The organism is Paraburkholderia caledonica NBRC 102488 (assembly GCF_000685095.1).
GTDB classification, from domain to species: Bacteria; Pseudomonadota; Gammaproteobacteria; order Burkholderiales; family Burkholderiaceae; genus Paraburkholderia; species Paraburkholderia caledonica.
Window position 1 is genome coordinate 210,197 of record NZ_BAYE01000011.1, and the last position, 14,361, is coordinate 224,557.

Genomic DNA, 14,361 nt, shown 5'->3' on the forward strand with positions numbered 1-14,361 from the left:
GGCGCGTGGCGCGGGACGCTTGCGCCGTTCTACAACTTCAAGACCGTTCCTGCTGCTCAACGTGCACGAGTTCCGGCTGGTCTCTAACCCATCGCCAGAACAGCTTGTAACCGACCGCAAGCATCACGGGACCAATGAACAGGCCGATTACCCCGGCTGTCACCATGCCGCCGAGCGCTCCAATCAGCACGACCGGCATTGGCACTGCAACGCCGCGTCCAAGCAGTAAAGGCTTCAGCACGTTGTCGGTGAGTCCCGCCAGCAGGATGTAGACGGAGAAGATAATCGTCGACGCATTGGCCCCTTGTGTGAGTATCACGAAGACGATCACGGGGGCAGTGATCAGCGTGGCGGGCAACTGCATGACGCCGATCAGCAACACCGCGAGCGCGAGCAGACCCGCGCCGGGTATCCCCATGACGATGAACGCGACACCGACGAGCAACATCTGGATGAACGCAATTCCGACCACCCCTTGGGCGACTGCGCGAACCGTGGCCGTGCATAGGCTGGTTATTTCTAACGCGTTTTCAGGTCCTGAGATGCGCGAAGCGATCAGCACCGCGCTGCGATGGCCCTTCTCCCCGTGCGCCATGAAGATACCCGCGATGATCAACGCGAAGAAGAAAATCAGGAGGCCCGCGCCGAGGCCAGTGAGTGTACCGAGCACGGCAAGACCAGCGTCCTTGACTTGCGGCGCGAACCGTTGGGCGAGACCGGTCAGGTTAGTGGACGCCTGCTGCCACAATTCATGCACACGTGGGCCCACTAGCGGCCAACTCGCGACCGATTCGGCTGGCGGCGGGATCGCAAAGCTACCGCTCCTGAGTACTGCGATCATATGGTTGATCGAATCGGCAATCGCCACGCCCAATAGATAGGTCGGTACCAGAATAACGCCAAACGCGACCAGGATAATCATCGTGGCGACTAGACCATCTCTTCCCGCAAAATGTCGTCGAAGCCTGAGTTGCAGCGGATAGAAGGTAATGGCGAGAATCAGCGCCCAGACCATCAGGTTGAGAAACGGGACGAAGATCCGGAAACAGAAAACGGCGAGAACCGCCACGAGTCCAGCGCGGATCAATACGTCAAGCAGCTCTTTCGATCGGCTCCGGTAGCCGGTCGGCGAGATCAGCATCGGAATCTCCTCGCAGATTGTCGCGACAATTCATCTAACGACAAACGGGACTGACCAGTGACGGAGCATGACCGGCGTCGGATAACTCGCGCGCCGTATCGCTATTGCGCACCTACGCCGGACTGCTCGCTCCGGGATAAACCGCCGGTCGACGGTGAGGCAAATCTCCAAACATGAACGCGGACGCCCTCGCTACTTTGCAATCGCGGCAAGCCGCTTACTGGCTCGTGCCGCTGTGTGCGGCAGCAACCGCCGCGTCGCGCTTCTTATTCGCCGCCGCCTTCTTCTGGTCATAGACCTTCTTTGCAGACGCGACTTCCCGGTTGTACTCGCGATTCGCCGCTGCAACCTGTTGATGCATTCTTACTATCTCGTCCGGATGTTCGGCGGCTGCCGCTGGGGGCGCTGCAGAATTATCTTGCGCCGACGCGAAACTAAACGGTAGTAGTGTGAGAGATACGGTCATCACTGTTGCAATTGCTTTTTTCATAACGGGCCCCAATCTGATTTGCTGGTGAGTTTGTCAGTGACAAGCATGCAAGCTTCCAGCGTATATTCGTTGAAGCACGTTTTGTATTGGACTTTGGTCGTACGCGGCGACTCTTCTCACGCTTCGATGCAGCTTCGCTTTCGGGCAAGGTTCGCTTCCATCTCAGTGGCTCGCGAAGCTGAAAAATGCACCGCTTGTTGGCATCACAAAGGTCGCGAGATGTTCTAACATCATATTGGATAGGAGTAGCGGCAGCCACGCAGACAACTCTCATACTCTCCAACTGTTGGTCGGTCGCAACGGACCATGATTAGTTCGGATATCTATCAAAATCATGGAGGAGCAACCATGTCCAGATGGAATCATCGATGGACCAAGGCATTGTGCGCGTGGCTGCTTGTCATGTTGACAATGGCATCGACCGGCACACAGGCTCAAACTCAGCCAGCCCCAACACGCGAGCCGTTCAAGCCGGAAGAAATCGAAGCACTCGTCGCACCAATCGCACTCTATCCCGACTCCGTGCTGTCGCAAGTGCTGATGGCGTCGACCTACCCGCTCGAGATTGTGTATGCGGCGCGCTGGGTTAAGGCCAATCCAAAAATCAAAGGCGACGACGCTGTCAAAGCTGTCGAAAACCAGCCATGGGATGTCAGCGTGAAATCGCTGGTTGCATTTCCGCAAATTCTCGATCCGATGAACGACAAGCTCGACTGGACTCAGCGGCTGGGCGACGCGTTCCTCGCGCAACAGAAAGATGTCTTCGCCGCGGTGCAGCGCTTGCGCGCCCGCGCCAAAGATTCCGGCAACCTGAAATCTAACGAACAGCAGAACGTTGTCGTCGAACAGGCGCCCGCTGGTGGGCAGACCATCGTGAAGATAGAACCTGCTAATCCGCAAATCATCTACGTGCCGGCCTACAACCCCACTGTCGTGTACGGTGCATGGAGCTATCCGGCTTATCCGCCTACGTACTGGCCGCCATATCCTGCGTATTATCCAGGAGGCGCACTGATGACGGGGTTCGCCTGGGGCGTCGGACTGGCCGCCGCCGGCGCCATCTTCAGCAATTGCAACTGGGGCAGCAGCAACGTCAATATCAATGTCAACAAAGCGGCGAACATCGATCGCAACTTCGACCGCACGAAGGTCGAAGGAGGGCGCTGGCAGCATGACGGAAGCCATCGCCAGGGCGTCGCGTACCGCGACAACGCGACTCGCGAGAAGTATTCTCGCGACGCCGGCGGTGCGCAGGGGCGTAACGAATTTCGTGGCCGTGACAACGGCAATGGCCCGCGCGCCGACAGTTCCGACCGGACACGCGGTGGCGACCGAACGGGCGCCGCAGACAGGTCGAACGCGGGTAATCGTGCGTCGGTCGCGGACAGATCGACCTCCGGCAACCGCGCGGGGGCCGCGAACAGGTCGGCTGCAGGCGATCGGGGCAGCGCATCGAATCGCGTCGGCACGAGCGACGTTTCTCGCGCTAGCGACCGCGTGGGCGGTGCCGGTGGTGGTGGAACCGGCGGAGGGCGGGACGACGCATTTCAGGGTGTAGGATCGGGCGGCGCAACGCAACGAAGCGCCGACCGTGGCCGTTCAAGCGTGCAAAGCTCGGGATTCAGCCGGCCCAGCGGCGGCGGTGGCGCCCGTGCAGGTGGCGGCCGTGGCGGAAGACGTTAGCTTCGCGATCTGATTCCGCCCGTCGGCGCCCAACTACGTCACGCCGGCCACGTCGGCATAAACCGTCGCGGCTGCGTTTCATTAAGGCGCGCCTGCGTGAATCACTCCAGCTATATCGCGGCTCACTGCCCCGAGAGCGCGATCCGATGCCAGCAGCGTGGCGAGATCGCCTGCGATGGTACGTGCAATGCCCCCCTTCAGCGGTTCGCCCCACCGAGCGAACTCGTCGAGCACTACCTGGTTGTTGCCCATGCGCGTGACGATCAGCGGCCGATCGACCACATCGGGAATAGTGACTGGATTGACCACGACATGGACCGGCATCGTGGAGGTCATCGGCGTGAGTGTCATATCGACGGTCAGCGTGTAGAAGCTAGCGGTCGGCGAACTGCCCCAGGCGCCCAGCAAGCCGCAAAAAAATACCCCGGCAACGACAGAAGAGATTCGCGTCACGGTTTGTTCTCCGGCTTGCCGCGTACCAGTGCCTCGGGATGCCGTTCGAGATAGTCGGCCAGCGTGCGGACTGCGGCGGCCGTCTGCGCCAACTGATTCATGGCGTCGGAGACGTTCTGCTGTAATGCGGAGTCCGGCTGCAGCGCCCCGTTGGCAGAAGTCATCATTCCATGCGCGGCAGTGCATGGCGAGCCGGCGCGCACGCGTCGAGCGACGGACGGGGCACGGTCAAATCCGAGGCGGTGACGAGCGCGCGCGACAAGCACAAAGCGCGGGCGACGCAGGCCATATTCATCGGGGCGATCCCACTCATTGCGTCCGGGCTTTTCATACCCGCGTTCTCCGGATGACGTCAGCGCGGCTGACGGATGCATAGATCGCAGGTGTGGTTATCCAACAATGTCCGGACAATCGGACTTTGGTCTCATACGGTCTGTACGAAGACGACGCTGCTGCACCGCCGCGCAAGGAAGAGCGGCCTCAGGGCGTAGGAGGAAGGCCCATCGCCGCCTGAACGGCGCGGATTAGCGCGGCACCGTCGAACGGTTTACGCAGATAGTCGATGGCGCCTGCTGCGAGCACTTGCGCGCGAACCGACGGGTCGTCGTGGGCGGTGATGATGATGACCGGCATCCCCGTACCGGACAGTTGGCGCTGCACTTCGACGCCGCCAACGCCGGGCATCAGGACATCGAGGATCACGCAGTCGGGCCGGTACGATGCATCGGTCGACAGCCTGTTCAGAAATGCCTCGCCGCTCGAGAACGCCTCCGCGTCGATGCCAGCAGATCTCAACAGGCGCTTGATCGCCCGTCCGACCGATTCTTCATCGTCGACAACCGCTGCGGTCGGAGTGAGATTGGCCATGTGGTACGTTCGGGCTCGTTAGGCGATGTCGCAACGCGATCGTGCAGTCCGAGCCTAACGAATTCACTTGAGATATGAAATAGGACTTTGGTCCACCAAGACCATCAAGTGCACCGGATTACCACTGGTGGTTACACGTCACCGGCACTGCGCGCTATGTGTGGATGCCAGCAGCGCTGGCGTACAGGACGTCTGAAATTTTGGTCCGCACCAGCACCCGGCGAGGTGCGACGTCATGTGAATGACGCCTGCCCGAACGCTGTCAGCGATACGAGGCGGACGTGTTCGTCGCCGTCGCGGATTGAGCTTTTTCGGCGAGGCGGACGAGTTCTGCAAGCGAGCCGGCTTTCATTTTTTCCATCACGCGCGCACGGTGAATCTTGATGGTCTTTTCTGCTGCGCCCAACTCGCTCGCAACTTGCTTGTTCAGGTAACCCGCCACTACGAGCGTCATCACCTCGCGCTCGCGCGGCGTCAGTTGCTTCACCCGGCTTTGAATGTCCTGCAGTTCGCTGCGCCAACCGAATAGCCGACGCGCGCGTTCGAGCGCGCGTTCGATTGCGTCGAGCAATACGCTGTCGCTCACCGGTTTTGGCAGGAAGTCTGTCGCCCCTGCTTTCATTGCATCGACAGCGGAACTCATATTGCCGTGCCCCGACATGAAAATGATCGGTAGCCACTCATGCAACTGGTGCTGTAACGCTAACCCGCTGAGTCCCGGTAGCTGCAGGTCGAGCAGCAGACAGGCAGGGCCGCTCTTCGGATCGAAACGGTCGATAAACGTCTCCGCGCTGTCGAAGGTCTGCACGCAATAACCGGACAGCCGGATCAGTCGCGCGAGCGCAGACCTGACGTGCTCATCATCGTCGACGACGAATACCATCGATGTGACTTCGGTCATGGTGTTTGAACAGGTTGTCATATATCAGCCTCGCCTGCGGACGGCAGCACGAGCCGGAACGTCGCGCCCCGCTCGCCATTGCTTTCCGCCCATAGCCGTCCGCCGTGCATCGAGATGATCGAAATACTGATCGACAGGCCGAGCCCAAGACCTTGCGGCTTCGAGGTGGGAAACGGCGAGAACATCTCGCCGAGCTGTTCTGGCTTCAGACCAGGGCCGCGGTCGCTCACAGAAATACTGACCCCTTCTCCTTGCGCCGCAGTGTCGACTTTCACCGACACGACGCGGTGTTCCGCACAACACCCCTCTACCGCGTCAAACGCGTTTTGCAACAGATTGATCATGACCTGCTGCAACTGGACGCTATCGCCCCGAACCAGCGGCAGACGCCTCGCGATATCCAGCGTCACGCTGACCCCTCGCACCACCGCATCGCGACGCATGAGGTGCATTGCTCCGCTGACCAGACTCCCAATGTCGATCGACCGTGTCTCGGGTGCGGCCCGACGGACCAACTGCCGCAGCTTGCGAACGATCTCAGTGGCACGAAAACTATCGGCCACGATGTCCGCAAACGCTTCCCGCAAATCAGTCGAACCGCTTCTGGTCAAATGCAGGAATCGCTGTACCGCCTGTGCGTTACTCAGGATCGCGGTGAGCGGCTGATTGATTTCGTGAGCAAGAACGGCCGCCATTTCCGCCAGTTCGAAAACGCGCGCAAGATGTGCGTGCTGCGACTCATCGCTAACCATCTCTGCGTGAGCCTGCACATCGTCGCTAGTGACGATCCATACAAAGGCGCCAGCCGGTCTGTAGTGCATACACTTCACGCTAACCGACCGTTCGATGCCGTCCTTACATCGCGCAACGGCTGTTCGTCGCGCGCTGGAAGCTGCAAAGTCTTCTGGCGAACCGCTTGATGATGGATGTCCTCGCCGCGCCACCGCATCGTTATCCATGCGAGGAAACAACTGCAGGAAAGAGAGGCCGCTCATTTCCTCCGCCGTATAAGAGAAAAGCGTTGCGGCAAGCTGGTTGGCCTGTACTACCTTGTGCGCGTCATCGACCACGATCATCGCCGCAGGCATCATTTCCAGCAGTGGCTTCAGCGCTTCTCTCGCGCGGTCAAGCCTCGTGTCTTCAGCGCGAACCGTCGGCCATGACAGATATCTGACCAGCGCGCTCTTTAACTGCCCCATACGGTCGAAGCGCGCAGTGGAAGGTCGTCTGTATGCCCTGGGGTGCGACTGCTTACGGACGAGGTTGTCCTGCCCGCTCCCCACTTTGCGCGGTGCCACGTCAGATATATCGACCCGCGGCCTGTCATGCGCGCGATTTGCCGTAATCATTCTGGCAGGCCTGCCTGACGGCGTCGGGTTCTGTTTGCTTGCGCTGGCTCCCCATGAATGTTTAAGCCGCTCAAGGGCTGACGCAATCCCCGCCATCATTGTGCGGGGCTCGCGTGTGGGCATATTCATGACTGGACTCTCCGTATTGGCCCTACGGTATCGAGCAGCAACGTCGCCTCTTCGCGGGAATGTGCTCGAACATGCCACATTACCCGCTCATCAGATCGACAGATGAGCGAACTCTTCGGTCAATCAGCAAAATGAGATCTAGTAGGCTATTGGTCGGCTCACCTAATCGCACGAGAGCCATACTTGTTCGGCACCTTTGAGTACCATAGACTGGAAGATAGCCGGATGAAAGGATGCAACCTGTTTTTTTCAGAATTTTTTTCGAGCGAACTGGAAGTGTCGGAAAAAATGGCGCGGCTGGCGTTCAATAGCCTGTTAATAACATCGTTGCAAATCGACCAGGGAATTTGGAAGTACGGTATGGACACATTTTCGCCCTAAAGGCTCTTTGTGTCCGATTGTCACCCGTAGGTGAATGAAAACGACGAGGACTACCGGGGCACGGCTTCTCTGCTGCACCGCTTGCGTTCCGCTTCACGCTCACCTATGCAAGTTGCGATCAGGTTCGCTCATAGCGTACAGGCAGTCAGAATTCAAAGCGTTTTCGGCGTGGAATCGCGTCACGCGCTCTACTTCGGCGCGGTTATGCTAACTGCGGCCAAATAGCATAATTTCGCGCGCTGTCTAAAGCTGAGTCAGATAGCGATAACTGCTTGAATGAGATGGAGTACGGCCAAGGTCAATCGGGGCGACATTGCAGTATGAACGGATGGAATCTATTTTCTGTTCAAGTTCGGATACCTGACGTTTGACCACATCCCAACTCTATTTCTGAACGAGTACGCGTCTCGCGCGTCGTGCCGACCTTTAACGACACGACGCCGGATGCGCTACGTGGATCGCGGTCGCGGATTGACAACATGTCCTGGAGCGATCGAACCACCGTCGTCCAGTCATGCCGAAGCGCGACGAGGTTCAGATCGCCCAGACCCCCGATACTTTGCTATCACATGCTTCAGGGCTTAAAGGTTGAGCCTCGTCACCTTCGCACCGTTAACCGAGGCGTCGGCCATCAGACCGACATTGGTGAGCACGAGGGCGACAACTTGCGAGCTTGCCGATGTCGTATCGATTGCGCCATTCGCACCTACCTTCACAACCGATACCGCAACATCACCCCCGGCCGACCAGCCAGACGAACTCTGAAATTTGGCGAGCGCGTCGCTTGTCATGAACAGGAAAATGACAGCGGTGGATTGTGCCCCCGCCTGAAATCCAAATGACGCCGCCGCCGTGCTGTAATAGCCGGCCGTGCGGCCGCCCACACGCAATGCGCCTTCGCCATACTCGGCGCCCACGATGAAAGCAGCCTTCTTCACGTCTGGAAACACCAGAATCCCTTGTGCCTTCGACGCGAGTTCCTGCGAGCCTTTCACCGTTGAGAACAGCCGGCTCAATGTACCGTTCACACTCGCATCAATGGCCTGGCGCTTGGACGCGTCGGTCTCAGCGCTTTTGCCGCCGCCTGAAGTCGTGGTGCAACCGGCAACCGCCAGAGTGGAAGCAGCCATCGCAGCCGCAGTTCTTAACACGAAGTTCCGTCTGTCCATTGTTGGCCTCCGTTAGCGCTCCGGCCGAAGGACCGGTACGCGGGTAAACACATCGTTCTTAAATCGTTGCGGCAGCAATCACATCACTCGGTCGGCCGCAGTCACATGACGCAGTCAGATGAGTACTCAGGTAGTAACGTTAAGGGCTCGTCCCGGCTTGACCAGTTCTGTGATGTCATGGCGACGAGAGGAGGAACAAGACTCTCGTCTTACAGCTCGCCGCTATTTGCGGGCAAAGATAGACTTCCGGACACGGTTGCGTCACCCGTCCATGAAGCACTTCGCACCCAGCGGAATGACACGCACGCTGTTTCGCTCACCGGCGGCATCCAATAACAGGTTCACTTGACCGAATAACCGCGTCCTTCCATGCAGGCGCTCCAGGCGCGGTTGAAGGTATCCATTGCGCCTTGCACCTGCGCCTGACGCGACAGCGCAAAAGCGGTGTTTCCTGTAAATATCCAAACAGCTCCCAAGACGTTCCGACGACGCATATGCTCGCGTGGTGAGTACATGATTGCGCTGCGTATCTGTTGAGGACAATCGGACCAAGGTCGTATGCGACCACCGCGGCCGATGTTGCATCGCGAACATAGGTGAGTGGGTGTGTGCGGTGATAATGATCTTCTGTCTCGCGATTCTGTCCTGAGACGCTCTCACGTGAATAAGCTCTTGAGCCGAGATTCCGGGGAGTCAATCGAGCGGCGAATCACGCTCGTTGCTCGCCGCGGGTTGTTGAAGTGCCCAGCTCCAAAAGCGTAATATAAAATCATACCCCTCTATTTTCGCGAGTCGGCCATGCCGAGCAAGCACGCGTTATGCGTTAGTCTGACGGAGCGACTGGCGTCGTTCATAAAGGCAGAAATTGCGGTGGGCCGCTACAGCACGGCAAGCGAGGTCGTCCGTGCCGGACTGCGGCTGCTGCAGGAGCAATCCATGCCGTCGCTGGGCAGTGATGCGGACGGTGCGCCCTCGATGCTCGAGGCTCGTCCCGATGGTCGCAAACGCGCGGCAATACGGGACAAACGATGACGCGACCCACCACTTTTCCGATTGTCGGCGTAGGCGCGTCTGCTGGCGCCGTCGAGGCGCTTGAGGGCTTCTTCCGCGGCATGCCGCGAAACCCCGGCCTCGCGTGCGTGATCGTTACTCATCTGAGTCCCGATCGCGACAGCATGCTGCCGGAAATCGTCGCGCGTTTTACCGACATGCCGGTGCACGCCATTGCAGACGGCACGTCCATCGAACCGAACAATGTGTACCTGTTGCCCACCGACGCCGTCGTCAGTGTCAAGGACCGCACCCTCCACGTGCAGTCCCAGGACAAGATCCGGCGCGAGCGCAAACCGATCGATGTTTTCTTCAGCACGCTCGCGGCCGACGTCGGCGAGCTTTCAGCCGGCGTGATTCTCTCGGGCGCCGATTCCGACGGCACACTGGGCATCAAGGCCATCAAAGAGCGCGGCGGGTTGACACTGGCGCAGGCCGACGACGGCTTTGGCCCGCATCATCCGGACATGCCGAGAAGCGCGATCGCAACGGGCCTCGTCGATTTCGCGGTGCCCGCCGAGGTAATGGGCCAGAAGCTCGCGAGCTTCGCCACGGGCGTCTTCATGCTCGACGGCTTTGCCGGGAAATCAGGAGCGCAAATCAATGCAAGCGAGTTCGACGAAGCGCGCACTGCGGTCTATGCAATCCTGCGCAGTCAGGTCGGCCATGACTTCAGCGGTTACAAGGTGAACATGTTTGTGCGCCGCGTGCAGCGGCGCATGCAGGTCCTTGAAATCCTCACGCCCGAGGCATACGTTGCGCGACTGTCGAAAGATCCGGAAGAAGTCGCCGCTCTGTTTCGGGACCTGCTGATCAACATGACCAGTTTCTTTCGCGACGCGCAGGCGTTCGAAGCGCTCGCGGAGATCGCGATTCCCCAGTTGCTGGAGGGACGCGGTGCCGGCGACACAATTCGCGTGTGGGTGCCCGGCTGCGCGACCGGTGAAGAAGTCTATTCGATTGCCATGCTGCTGCGCGAGCAAATGGATGGCCGCCAGCCGACACCGCGCGTACAGATTTTCGCCACCGACATCGACGACGGCGCGCTCGCCGTCGCACGCGCGGCACGCTACCCGCTAGCGATGCTCGACGGTGTATCCGAGGAACGGCGCGAGCGCTTCTTCATTCAGGACGGCAGCAGCTATGTGCTCACGAAGGAAGTGCGCGACTTCTGCATCTTCTCGCCGCACAGTGTGGTCCGCGACCCGCCTTTTTCGCGCATCGACCTGGTCTCCTGTCGCAACCTGCTGATTTACTTCGGTACGGAAATCCAGAATCAGGCGATCCCGACGTTTCACTATGCGCTGCGACCGGACGGGTATCTCTTCCTAGGTACATCGGAGAACGTCAGCCAGTTCGACGAACTGTTTTTGCCCGTCGAGAAGAAGCACCGCATCTTCCGGCGGAGAGCCGATGTCTCACCCCAGATCCGTGTGCCACTTTCGGTCTCTTCGTTGAAGATCGGGCAACCCGGAGGACTAACGCCGAGCCGCCCTGCTCTCGGCGGCGCTGCGCTGCGGCATGTCGTGGATAACCATATGCTGGAGCGCTTCACACCGCCGCATGTGCTCGTCACGCGCGACGGCGATGTCGTCTATTACTCCGGCCGCACCGGCAAGTACCTGGAGGCCGCGCCCGGCGTGCCGACGCGCCAACTGTTCGCGCTCGCACGCAAGGGACTCAGCCTCGATCTGCGGTCGGTGTTTCGCGAAGCGGTCGAGTCGGGCCGCACGGTCACGCGCGAAGGCGTCGTCGTGGAGGGCGAAGACGGCCGTGTGCAGCTCATCAGCCTGACAGTGGAACCGCTGACCGGTCAGCCGCAGGGCGAGCATATGTATCTCGTCATCTTCGAGGATGAAGGTCCGCTAGCGGCCCGCGAGGAAGCGCTTGCGCGCGCGGAGTCGATGCACGACGGCACGGCGGCGCAGATCGAAAAGGAGTTGCGCGAGACTCGCGAGCGTTTGCAGTCCATGATCGAAGAGTACGAGACGGCACTGGAGGAATTGAAGTCCTCCAATGAGGAACTAGTCTCGGTCAACGAAGAACTGCAGTCGTCGAATGAAGAGCTGGAGGCGTCGAAGGAAGAACTCGTTTCGCTCAACGAGGAACTGCAAACCGTCAATATGGAATTGAGCGGCAAGATCGACGCGCTCGACCGCTCGAACAGCGACTTGCGAAACCTGTTCGAGAGCACGTCGGTGGCAACGGTGTTTCTCGACCGCAACCTGGTCATCCGTTCGTTCACGCCGGCAATGGACAGCATCTTCCATATCCGTGCTATCGACCGCGGCCGTCCCATCACGGAACTCGTCAGCCGGCTTGAGTTGCACGGGCTCGAGCACGATATCGAGACCGTCTTCAAAACGAACCAGCCGCGGGAGCGCCACGTCAGCGGCCGGGATGGGCTCGCGCATTTCCTGGTGCGCCTTGCGCCGTACCGCAACGGCGACAGGCAGATCGACGGTGTGGTGATTGCTTTTGTCGACGTCACGGACATGGTCCATGCCGAAGACAGGCAGAAAGTGCTGATCGGCGAGTTGCAGCATCGCACCCGCAATCTGCTGGCGGTGATCCAGTCCATTGCTGAACAGACGCTCACCGCCGATCAAAAGCTGGAAACGTTCACGAGCCGCCTCGCGGCGCTGGGACGCCTGCAGGGATTGATCGGGGAAGCGGACGGCAATCTGGTCAACCTGAGCGATATCGTGCGGCTCGAGTTCGATGCGCTCGGCGTCGCAGACGGCGAGCGGGTCAAGATTAGTGGCCCGGTCGTGCCGCTCGGATTCCGGAACATACAGATCATCGCGCTCGTCCTGCACGAGCTGGCGACCAATGCGCTCAAATATGGCGCGCTGAAGGAGGAGCAGGCACGACTCGACGTGCGCTGGCGCGTGGAGGCGGGCGCCGCCCGGCCTGCATTGCTCGTGTTCGAGTGGGTGGAAAGCGGGGTTCGCGCCAGACCGGATAGCGGCCGGACCGGCTTCGGCCGGCAACTCATCGAGAAGGCGCTGAAGTTCACGCTTCAGGCACGCACCGAACTCACCTTCACCGCAGACGGCATCTCGTGTCACATCGAGATACCGTTACCTGCAGCTGGTTTGCCGGGCGGCGACGCGTCGAAAGCCACACCATCGCAGCAATCGCGAACGCGTTGAACGGTCAACGCATCATGGTGGTGAAGGACGACTGCCTCACGTAACCGACGACGCCAAGGCAAACGCCTTCTGCAGGAAGTTCGCTGTCTTTGCGGGCGCGGCTTCGATGCGCGAGGCCAGCACGAGCCGGATCGAGATGGCGTTGCCGAGCACGTCGGTATAAGCGACGCCTTCCACCTGTATCTGACATACCGAAGCCGGCACCAGTGAGACGCCGAACTCAGCAGCGACGAGATTCACCACCGACGACAGCTGCGGCGCCTGCTGTCCCGCGATCGGCTCGAACCCGACTTCCCTGCATGCTCCGACAATGACGTCATGCAGCGTAGGGCTCGCCTCGCGCGGAAGCATCACGAACGGATCTTCGGCTAATGCGGACAGCGCGATCTTGCGTTTCTTCGCGAGGCGATGCGTTGCCGGCAATACGACCCGCATCGGCTCGATCGCGATGTGATGGAACTGCACGCCCGCTGGCGACTGACTGCCGAGACGCACGAAAGCGACGTCCACACGGCCGTCGCCGAGATAGGCGAGCAGTTGTGCGGTGTTGCCTTCGGCAAGCGTGAGGGTGACGTTCGGATAGTCCTGCCGATAGTCGCGAATCAGCTTGGATACGACAGGATTGAACGCTGCGGACCCCGTAAAGCCGATGTTGAGCTGCCCGATTTCGCCACGGCCCGCGCTCTGCGCCTTTTCGACCGCGAGCCGCGTGTCGTACAGGATGCGCTTGGCGTCGGCGGCAAAGGCCTCGCCGGCCTCCGTTAATACGACGCCGTGACCGGTGCGCCGAAACAGCCGCACGCCCATTTCGTCTTCTAGCGCGTGGATCTGCTGGCTGAGCGGCGGCTGCCCGATGCCAAGTCTTTCGGCCGCGCGAGTGACGTTGCGCTCTTCGGCGACAGCGAGAAAGTAGCGAATATGACGCAATTCCATCTGATATCTGAAAAAGCTATTTCAGTAAGACGAGATAGATATTGGACAGTATATCAGCGGTGCGACAAAATATCGCCATCGCGCGGTCCGTCCTAATCTTCCCGCAATACAAAGCCGTTCGACCAAAGGATGAGGTGGGACGATTCGCGCCTATACCGGAGCGAGCGGCGGTGTGCGCCGTTGTGTTTATCTAAAGAGGCAAAGGGGGTCTAGCATGGCTGAAGCCGTAAAAAAACCGAGGCCGGAATTCCGGAACATCGGTATCGGGCAGATATTGACGGCGTATCGCCTGCCGCTTGCGGGGCGCGTGTCGATTCTTCATCGCTTGAGCGGTGGTCTGCTGTTTGTTTTCCTTCCGTTCCTGCTGTACCTCTTCGACCAGAGCCTGACCTCCGAACTGAGCTTCGAGGTCTTCAAGGGCTTTCTCTCCAACATCATCGTCAAGCTCATCACGCTGGTGCTCGCCTGGGCGTTCCTGTTTCACTTCTGCGCCGGCATCCGTCACCTCGTGATGGACACGCACCGCGCGGTCAACAAGGAAGGCGGCAGGCAGACCTCCATCGTCGTGTTCGTCGTGTCCTCGCTTCTCACGATCGCCTTCGCGGCGAAACTCTTCGGAGCATTCTAAAAAATGGCAGCCCCTAACCGAATCGGTCCAAA

Annotated in this window: 13 protein-coding genes and 1 pseudogene; 4 read left to right on the forward strand and 10 right to left on the reverse strand. The window is 59.8% G+C overall.

Annotated elements, in window-relative coordinates:
- Window positions 1–37: 37 nt before the first annotated feature.
- Together BCA01S_RS22155 and BCA01S_RS22160 are read right to left on the reverse strand one after the other, a co-directional pair.
- Window positions 38–1,141: an AI-2E family transporter gene (locus tag BCA01S_RS22155; RefSeq protein WP_027778810.1), complete on the reverse strand. Its 1,104-nt coding sequence runs from the start codon at window positions 1,139–1,141 to the stop codon at window positions 38–40.
- Between the two features lie 217 nt (window positions 1,142–1,358).
- On the reverse strand, window positions 1,359–1,631 hold the full coding sequence (locus BCA01S_RS22160) for a hypothetical protein (protein ID WP_027778811.1): 273 nt from the start codon (window positions 1,629–1,631) through the stop codon (window positions 1,359–1,361).
- A 348-nt stretch (window positions 1,632–1,979) separates the two neighbouring features.
- Between BCA01S_RS22160 and BCA01S_RS22165 the strand changes: the two genes are divergently transcribed.
- On the forward strand, window positions 1,980–3,314 hold the full coding sequence (locus tag BCA01S_RS22165; protein WP_027778812.1) for a DUF3300 domain-containing protein: 1,335 nt from the start codon (window positions 1,980–1,982) through the stop codon (window positions 3,312–3,314).
- Between the two features lie 81 nt (window positions 3,315–3,395).
- On the opposite strand, the gene BCA01S_RS22170 is transcribed toward BCA01S_RS22165, so the two are convergent.
- The 7 genes and pseudogenes from BCA01S_RS22170 to BCA01S_RS38060 form a co-directional block, all read right to left on the reverse strand.
- Entirely contained in the window at window positions 3,396–3,767 is a 372-nt protein-coding gene (locus tag BCA01S_RS22170; protein ID WP_027778813.1) for a PqiC family protein, read from the reverse strand.
- A pseudogene (locus BCA01S_RS37275) lies at window positions 3,764–3,934 on the reverse strand (mammalian cell entry protein); the annotation flags it as partial. The pseudogene BCA01S_RS37275 and the gene BCA01S_RS22170, both read right to left, overlap by 4 nt.
- 313 nt (window positions 3,935–4,247) lie before the next feature.
- Window positions 4,248–4,634 (reverse strand): response regulator transcription factor, encoded by a 387-nt coding sequence (locus BCA01S_RS22185; RefSeq protein ID WP_027778814.1) that lies wholly within the window; start codon window positions 4,632–4,634, stop codon window positions 4,248–4,250.
- A 262-nt stretch (window positions 4,635–4,896) separates the two neighbouring features.
- On the reverse strand, window positions 4,897–5,535 hold the full coding sequence (locus BCA01S_RS22190) for a response regulator transcription factor (RefSeq protein WP_027778815.1): 639 nt from the start codon (window positions 5,533–5,535) through the stop codon (window positions 4,897–4,899).
- 17 nt (window positions 5,536–5,552) lie between these two features.
- Window positions 5,553–7,013, reverse strand: a complete 1,461-nt coding sequence (locus BCA01S_RS22195) for a sensor histidine kinase (protein ID WP_084166905.1) — start codon at window positions 7,011–7,013, stop codon at window positions 5,553–5,555.
- A 962-nt stretch (window positions 7,014–7,975) separates the two neighbouring features.
- Window positions 7,976–8,563 carry a BPSL1445 family SYLF domain-containing lipoprotein gene (locus tag BCA01S_RS22205; RefSeq protein ID WP_027778817.1) on the reverse strand — a complete coding sequence of 196 codons (588 nt, stop codon included), beginning with the start codon at window positions 8,561–8,563 and terminating at the stop codon, window positions 7,976–7,978.
- A gap of 341 nt (window positions 8,564–8,904) precedes the next feature.
- Window positions 8,905–9,078 carry a hypothetical protein gene (locus tag BCA01S_RS38060; RefSeq protein ID WP_156955075.1) on the reverse strand — a complete coding sequence of 58 codons (174 nt, stop codon included), beginning with the start codon at window positions 9,076–9,078 and terminating at the stop codon, window positions 8,905–8,907.
- A 283-nt stretch (window positions 9,079–9,361) separates the two neighbouring features.
- Here BCA01S_RS38060 and BCA01S_RS35115 point away from each other — a divergent pair, with 283 nt between their 5' ends.
- Entirely contained in the window at window positions 9,362–9,595 is a 234-nt protein-coding gene (locus BCA01S_RS35115) for a type II toxin-antitoxin system ParD family antitoxin (RefSeq protein WP_042319113.1), read from the forward strand.
- Window positions 9,592–12,768: a CheR family methyltransferase gene (locus tag BCA01S_RS22215; RefSeq protein ID WP_027778818.1), complete on the forward strand. Its 3,177-nt coding sequence runs from the start codon at window positions 9,592–9,594 to the stop codon at window positions 12,766–12,768. Before BCA01S_RS35115 ends, BCA01S_RS22215 begins: the two co-directional genes overlap by 4 nt.
- 36 nt (window positions 12,769–12,804) lie before the next feature.
- Here BCA01S_RS22215 and BCA01S_RS22220 read toward each other — a convergent pair whose 3' ends face one another.
- Window positions 12,805–13,701, reverse strand: a complete 897-nt coding sequence (locus BCA01S_RS22220; RefSeq protein ID WP_027778819.1) for a LysR family transcriptional regulator — start codon at window positions 13,699–13,701, stop codon at window positions 12,805–12,807.
- A 214-nt stretch (window positions 13,702–13,915) separates the two neighbouring features.
- Here BCA01S_RS22220 and sdhC point away from each other — a divergent pair, with 214 nt between their 5' ends.
- Window positions 13,916–14,329: a succinate dehydrogenase, cytochrome b556 subunit gene (gene sdhC / locus BCA01S_RS22225; protein ID WP_027778820.1), complete on the forward strand. Its 414-nt coding sequence runs from the start codon at window positions 13,916–13,918 to the stop codon at window positions 14,327–14,329.
- The last annotated feature ends 32 nt before the right edge of the window (window positions 14,330–14,361 follow it).

Coding starts and splice junctions, on each gene's coding strand:
- BCA01S_RS22155 (WP_027778810.1), bottom strand. CDS start 1,141: ATGCTGATCTCGCCGACCGGCTACCGGAGCCGATCGAAAGAGCTGCTT.
- BCA01S_RS22160 (WP_027778811.1), bottom strand. CDS start 1,631: ATGAAAAAAGCAATTGCAACAGTGATGACCGTATCTCTCACACTACTA.
- BCA01S_RS22165 (WP_027778812.1), top strand. CDS start 1,980: ATGTCCAGATGGAATCATCGATGGACCAAGGCATTGTGCGCGTGGCTG.
- BCA01S_RS22185 (WP_027778814.1), bottom strand. CDS start 4,634: ATGGCCAATCTCACTCCGACCGCAGCGGTTGTCGACGATGAAGAATCG.
- BCA01S_RS22190 (WP_027778815.1), bottom strand. CDS start 5,535: ATGACCGAAGTCACATCGATGGTATTCGTCGTCGACGATGATGAGCAC.
- BCA01S_RS22195 (WP_084166905.1), bottom strand. CDS start 7,013: ATGAATATGCCCACACGCGAGCCCCGCACAATGATGGCGGGGATTGCG.
- BCA01S_RS22205 (WP_027778817.1), bottom strand. CDS start 8,563: ATGGACAGACGGAACTTCGTGTTAAGAACTGCGGCTGCGATGGCTGCT.
- BCA01S_RS38060 (WP_156955075.1), bottom strand. CDS start 9,078: ATGTACTCACCACGCGAGCATATGCGTCGTCGGAACGTCTTGGGAGCT.
- BCA01S_RS35115 (WP_042319113.1), top strand. CDS start 9,362: ATGCCGAGCAAGCACGCGTTATGCGTTAGTCTGACGGAGCGACTGGCG.
- BCA01S_RS22215 (WP_027778818.1), top strand. CDS start 9,592: ATGACGCGACCCACCACTTTTCCGATTGTCGGCGTAGGCGCGTCTGCT.
- BCA01S_RS22220 (WP_027778819.1), bottom strand. CDS start 13,701: ATGGAATTGCGTCATATTCGCTACTTTCTCGCTGTCGCCGAAGAGCGC.
- sdhC (WP_027778820.1), top strand. CDS start 13,916: ATGGCTGAAGCCGTAAAAAAACCGAGGCCGGAATTCCGGAACATCGGT.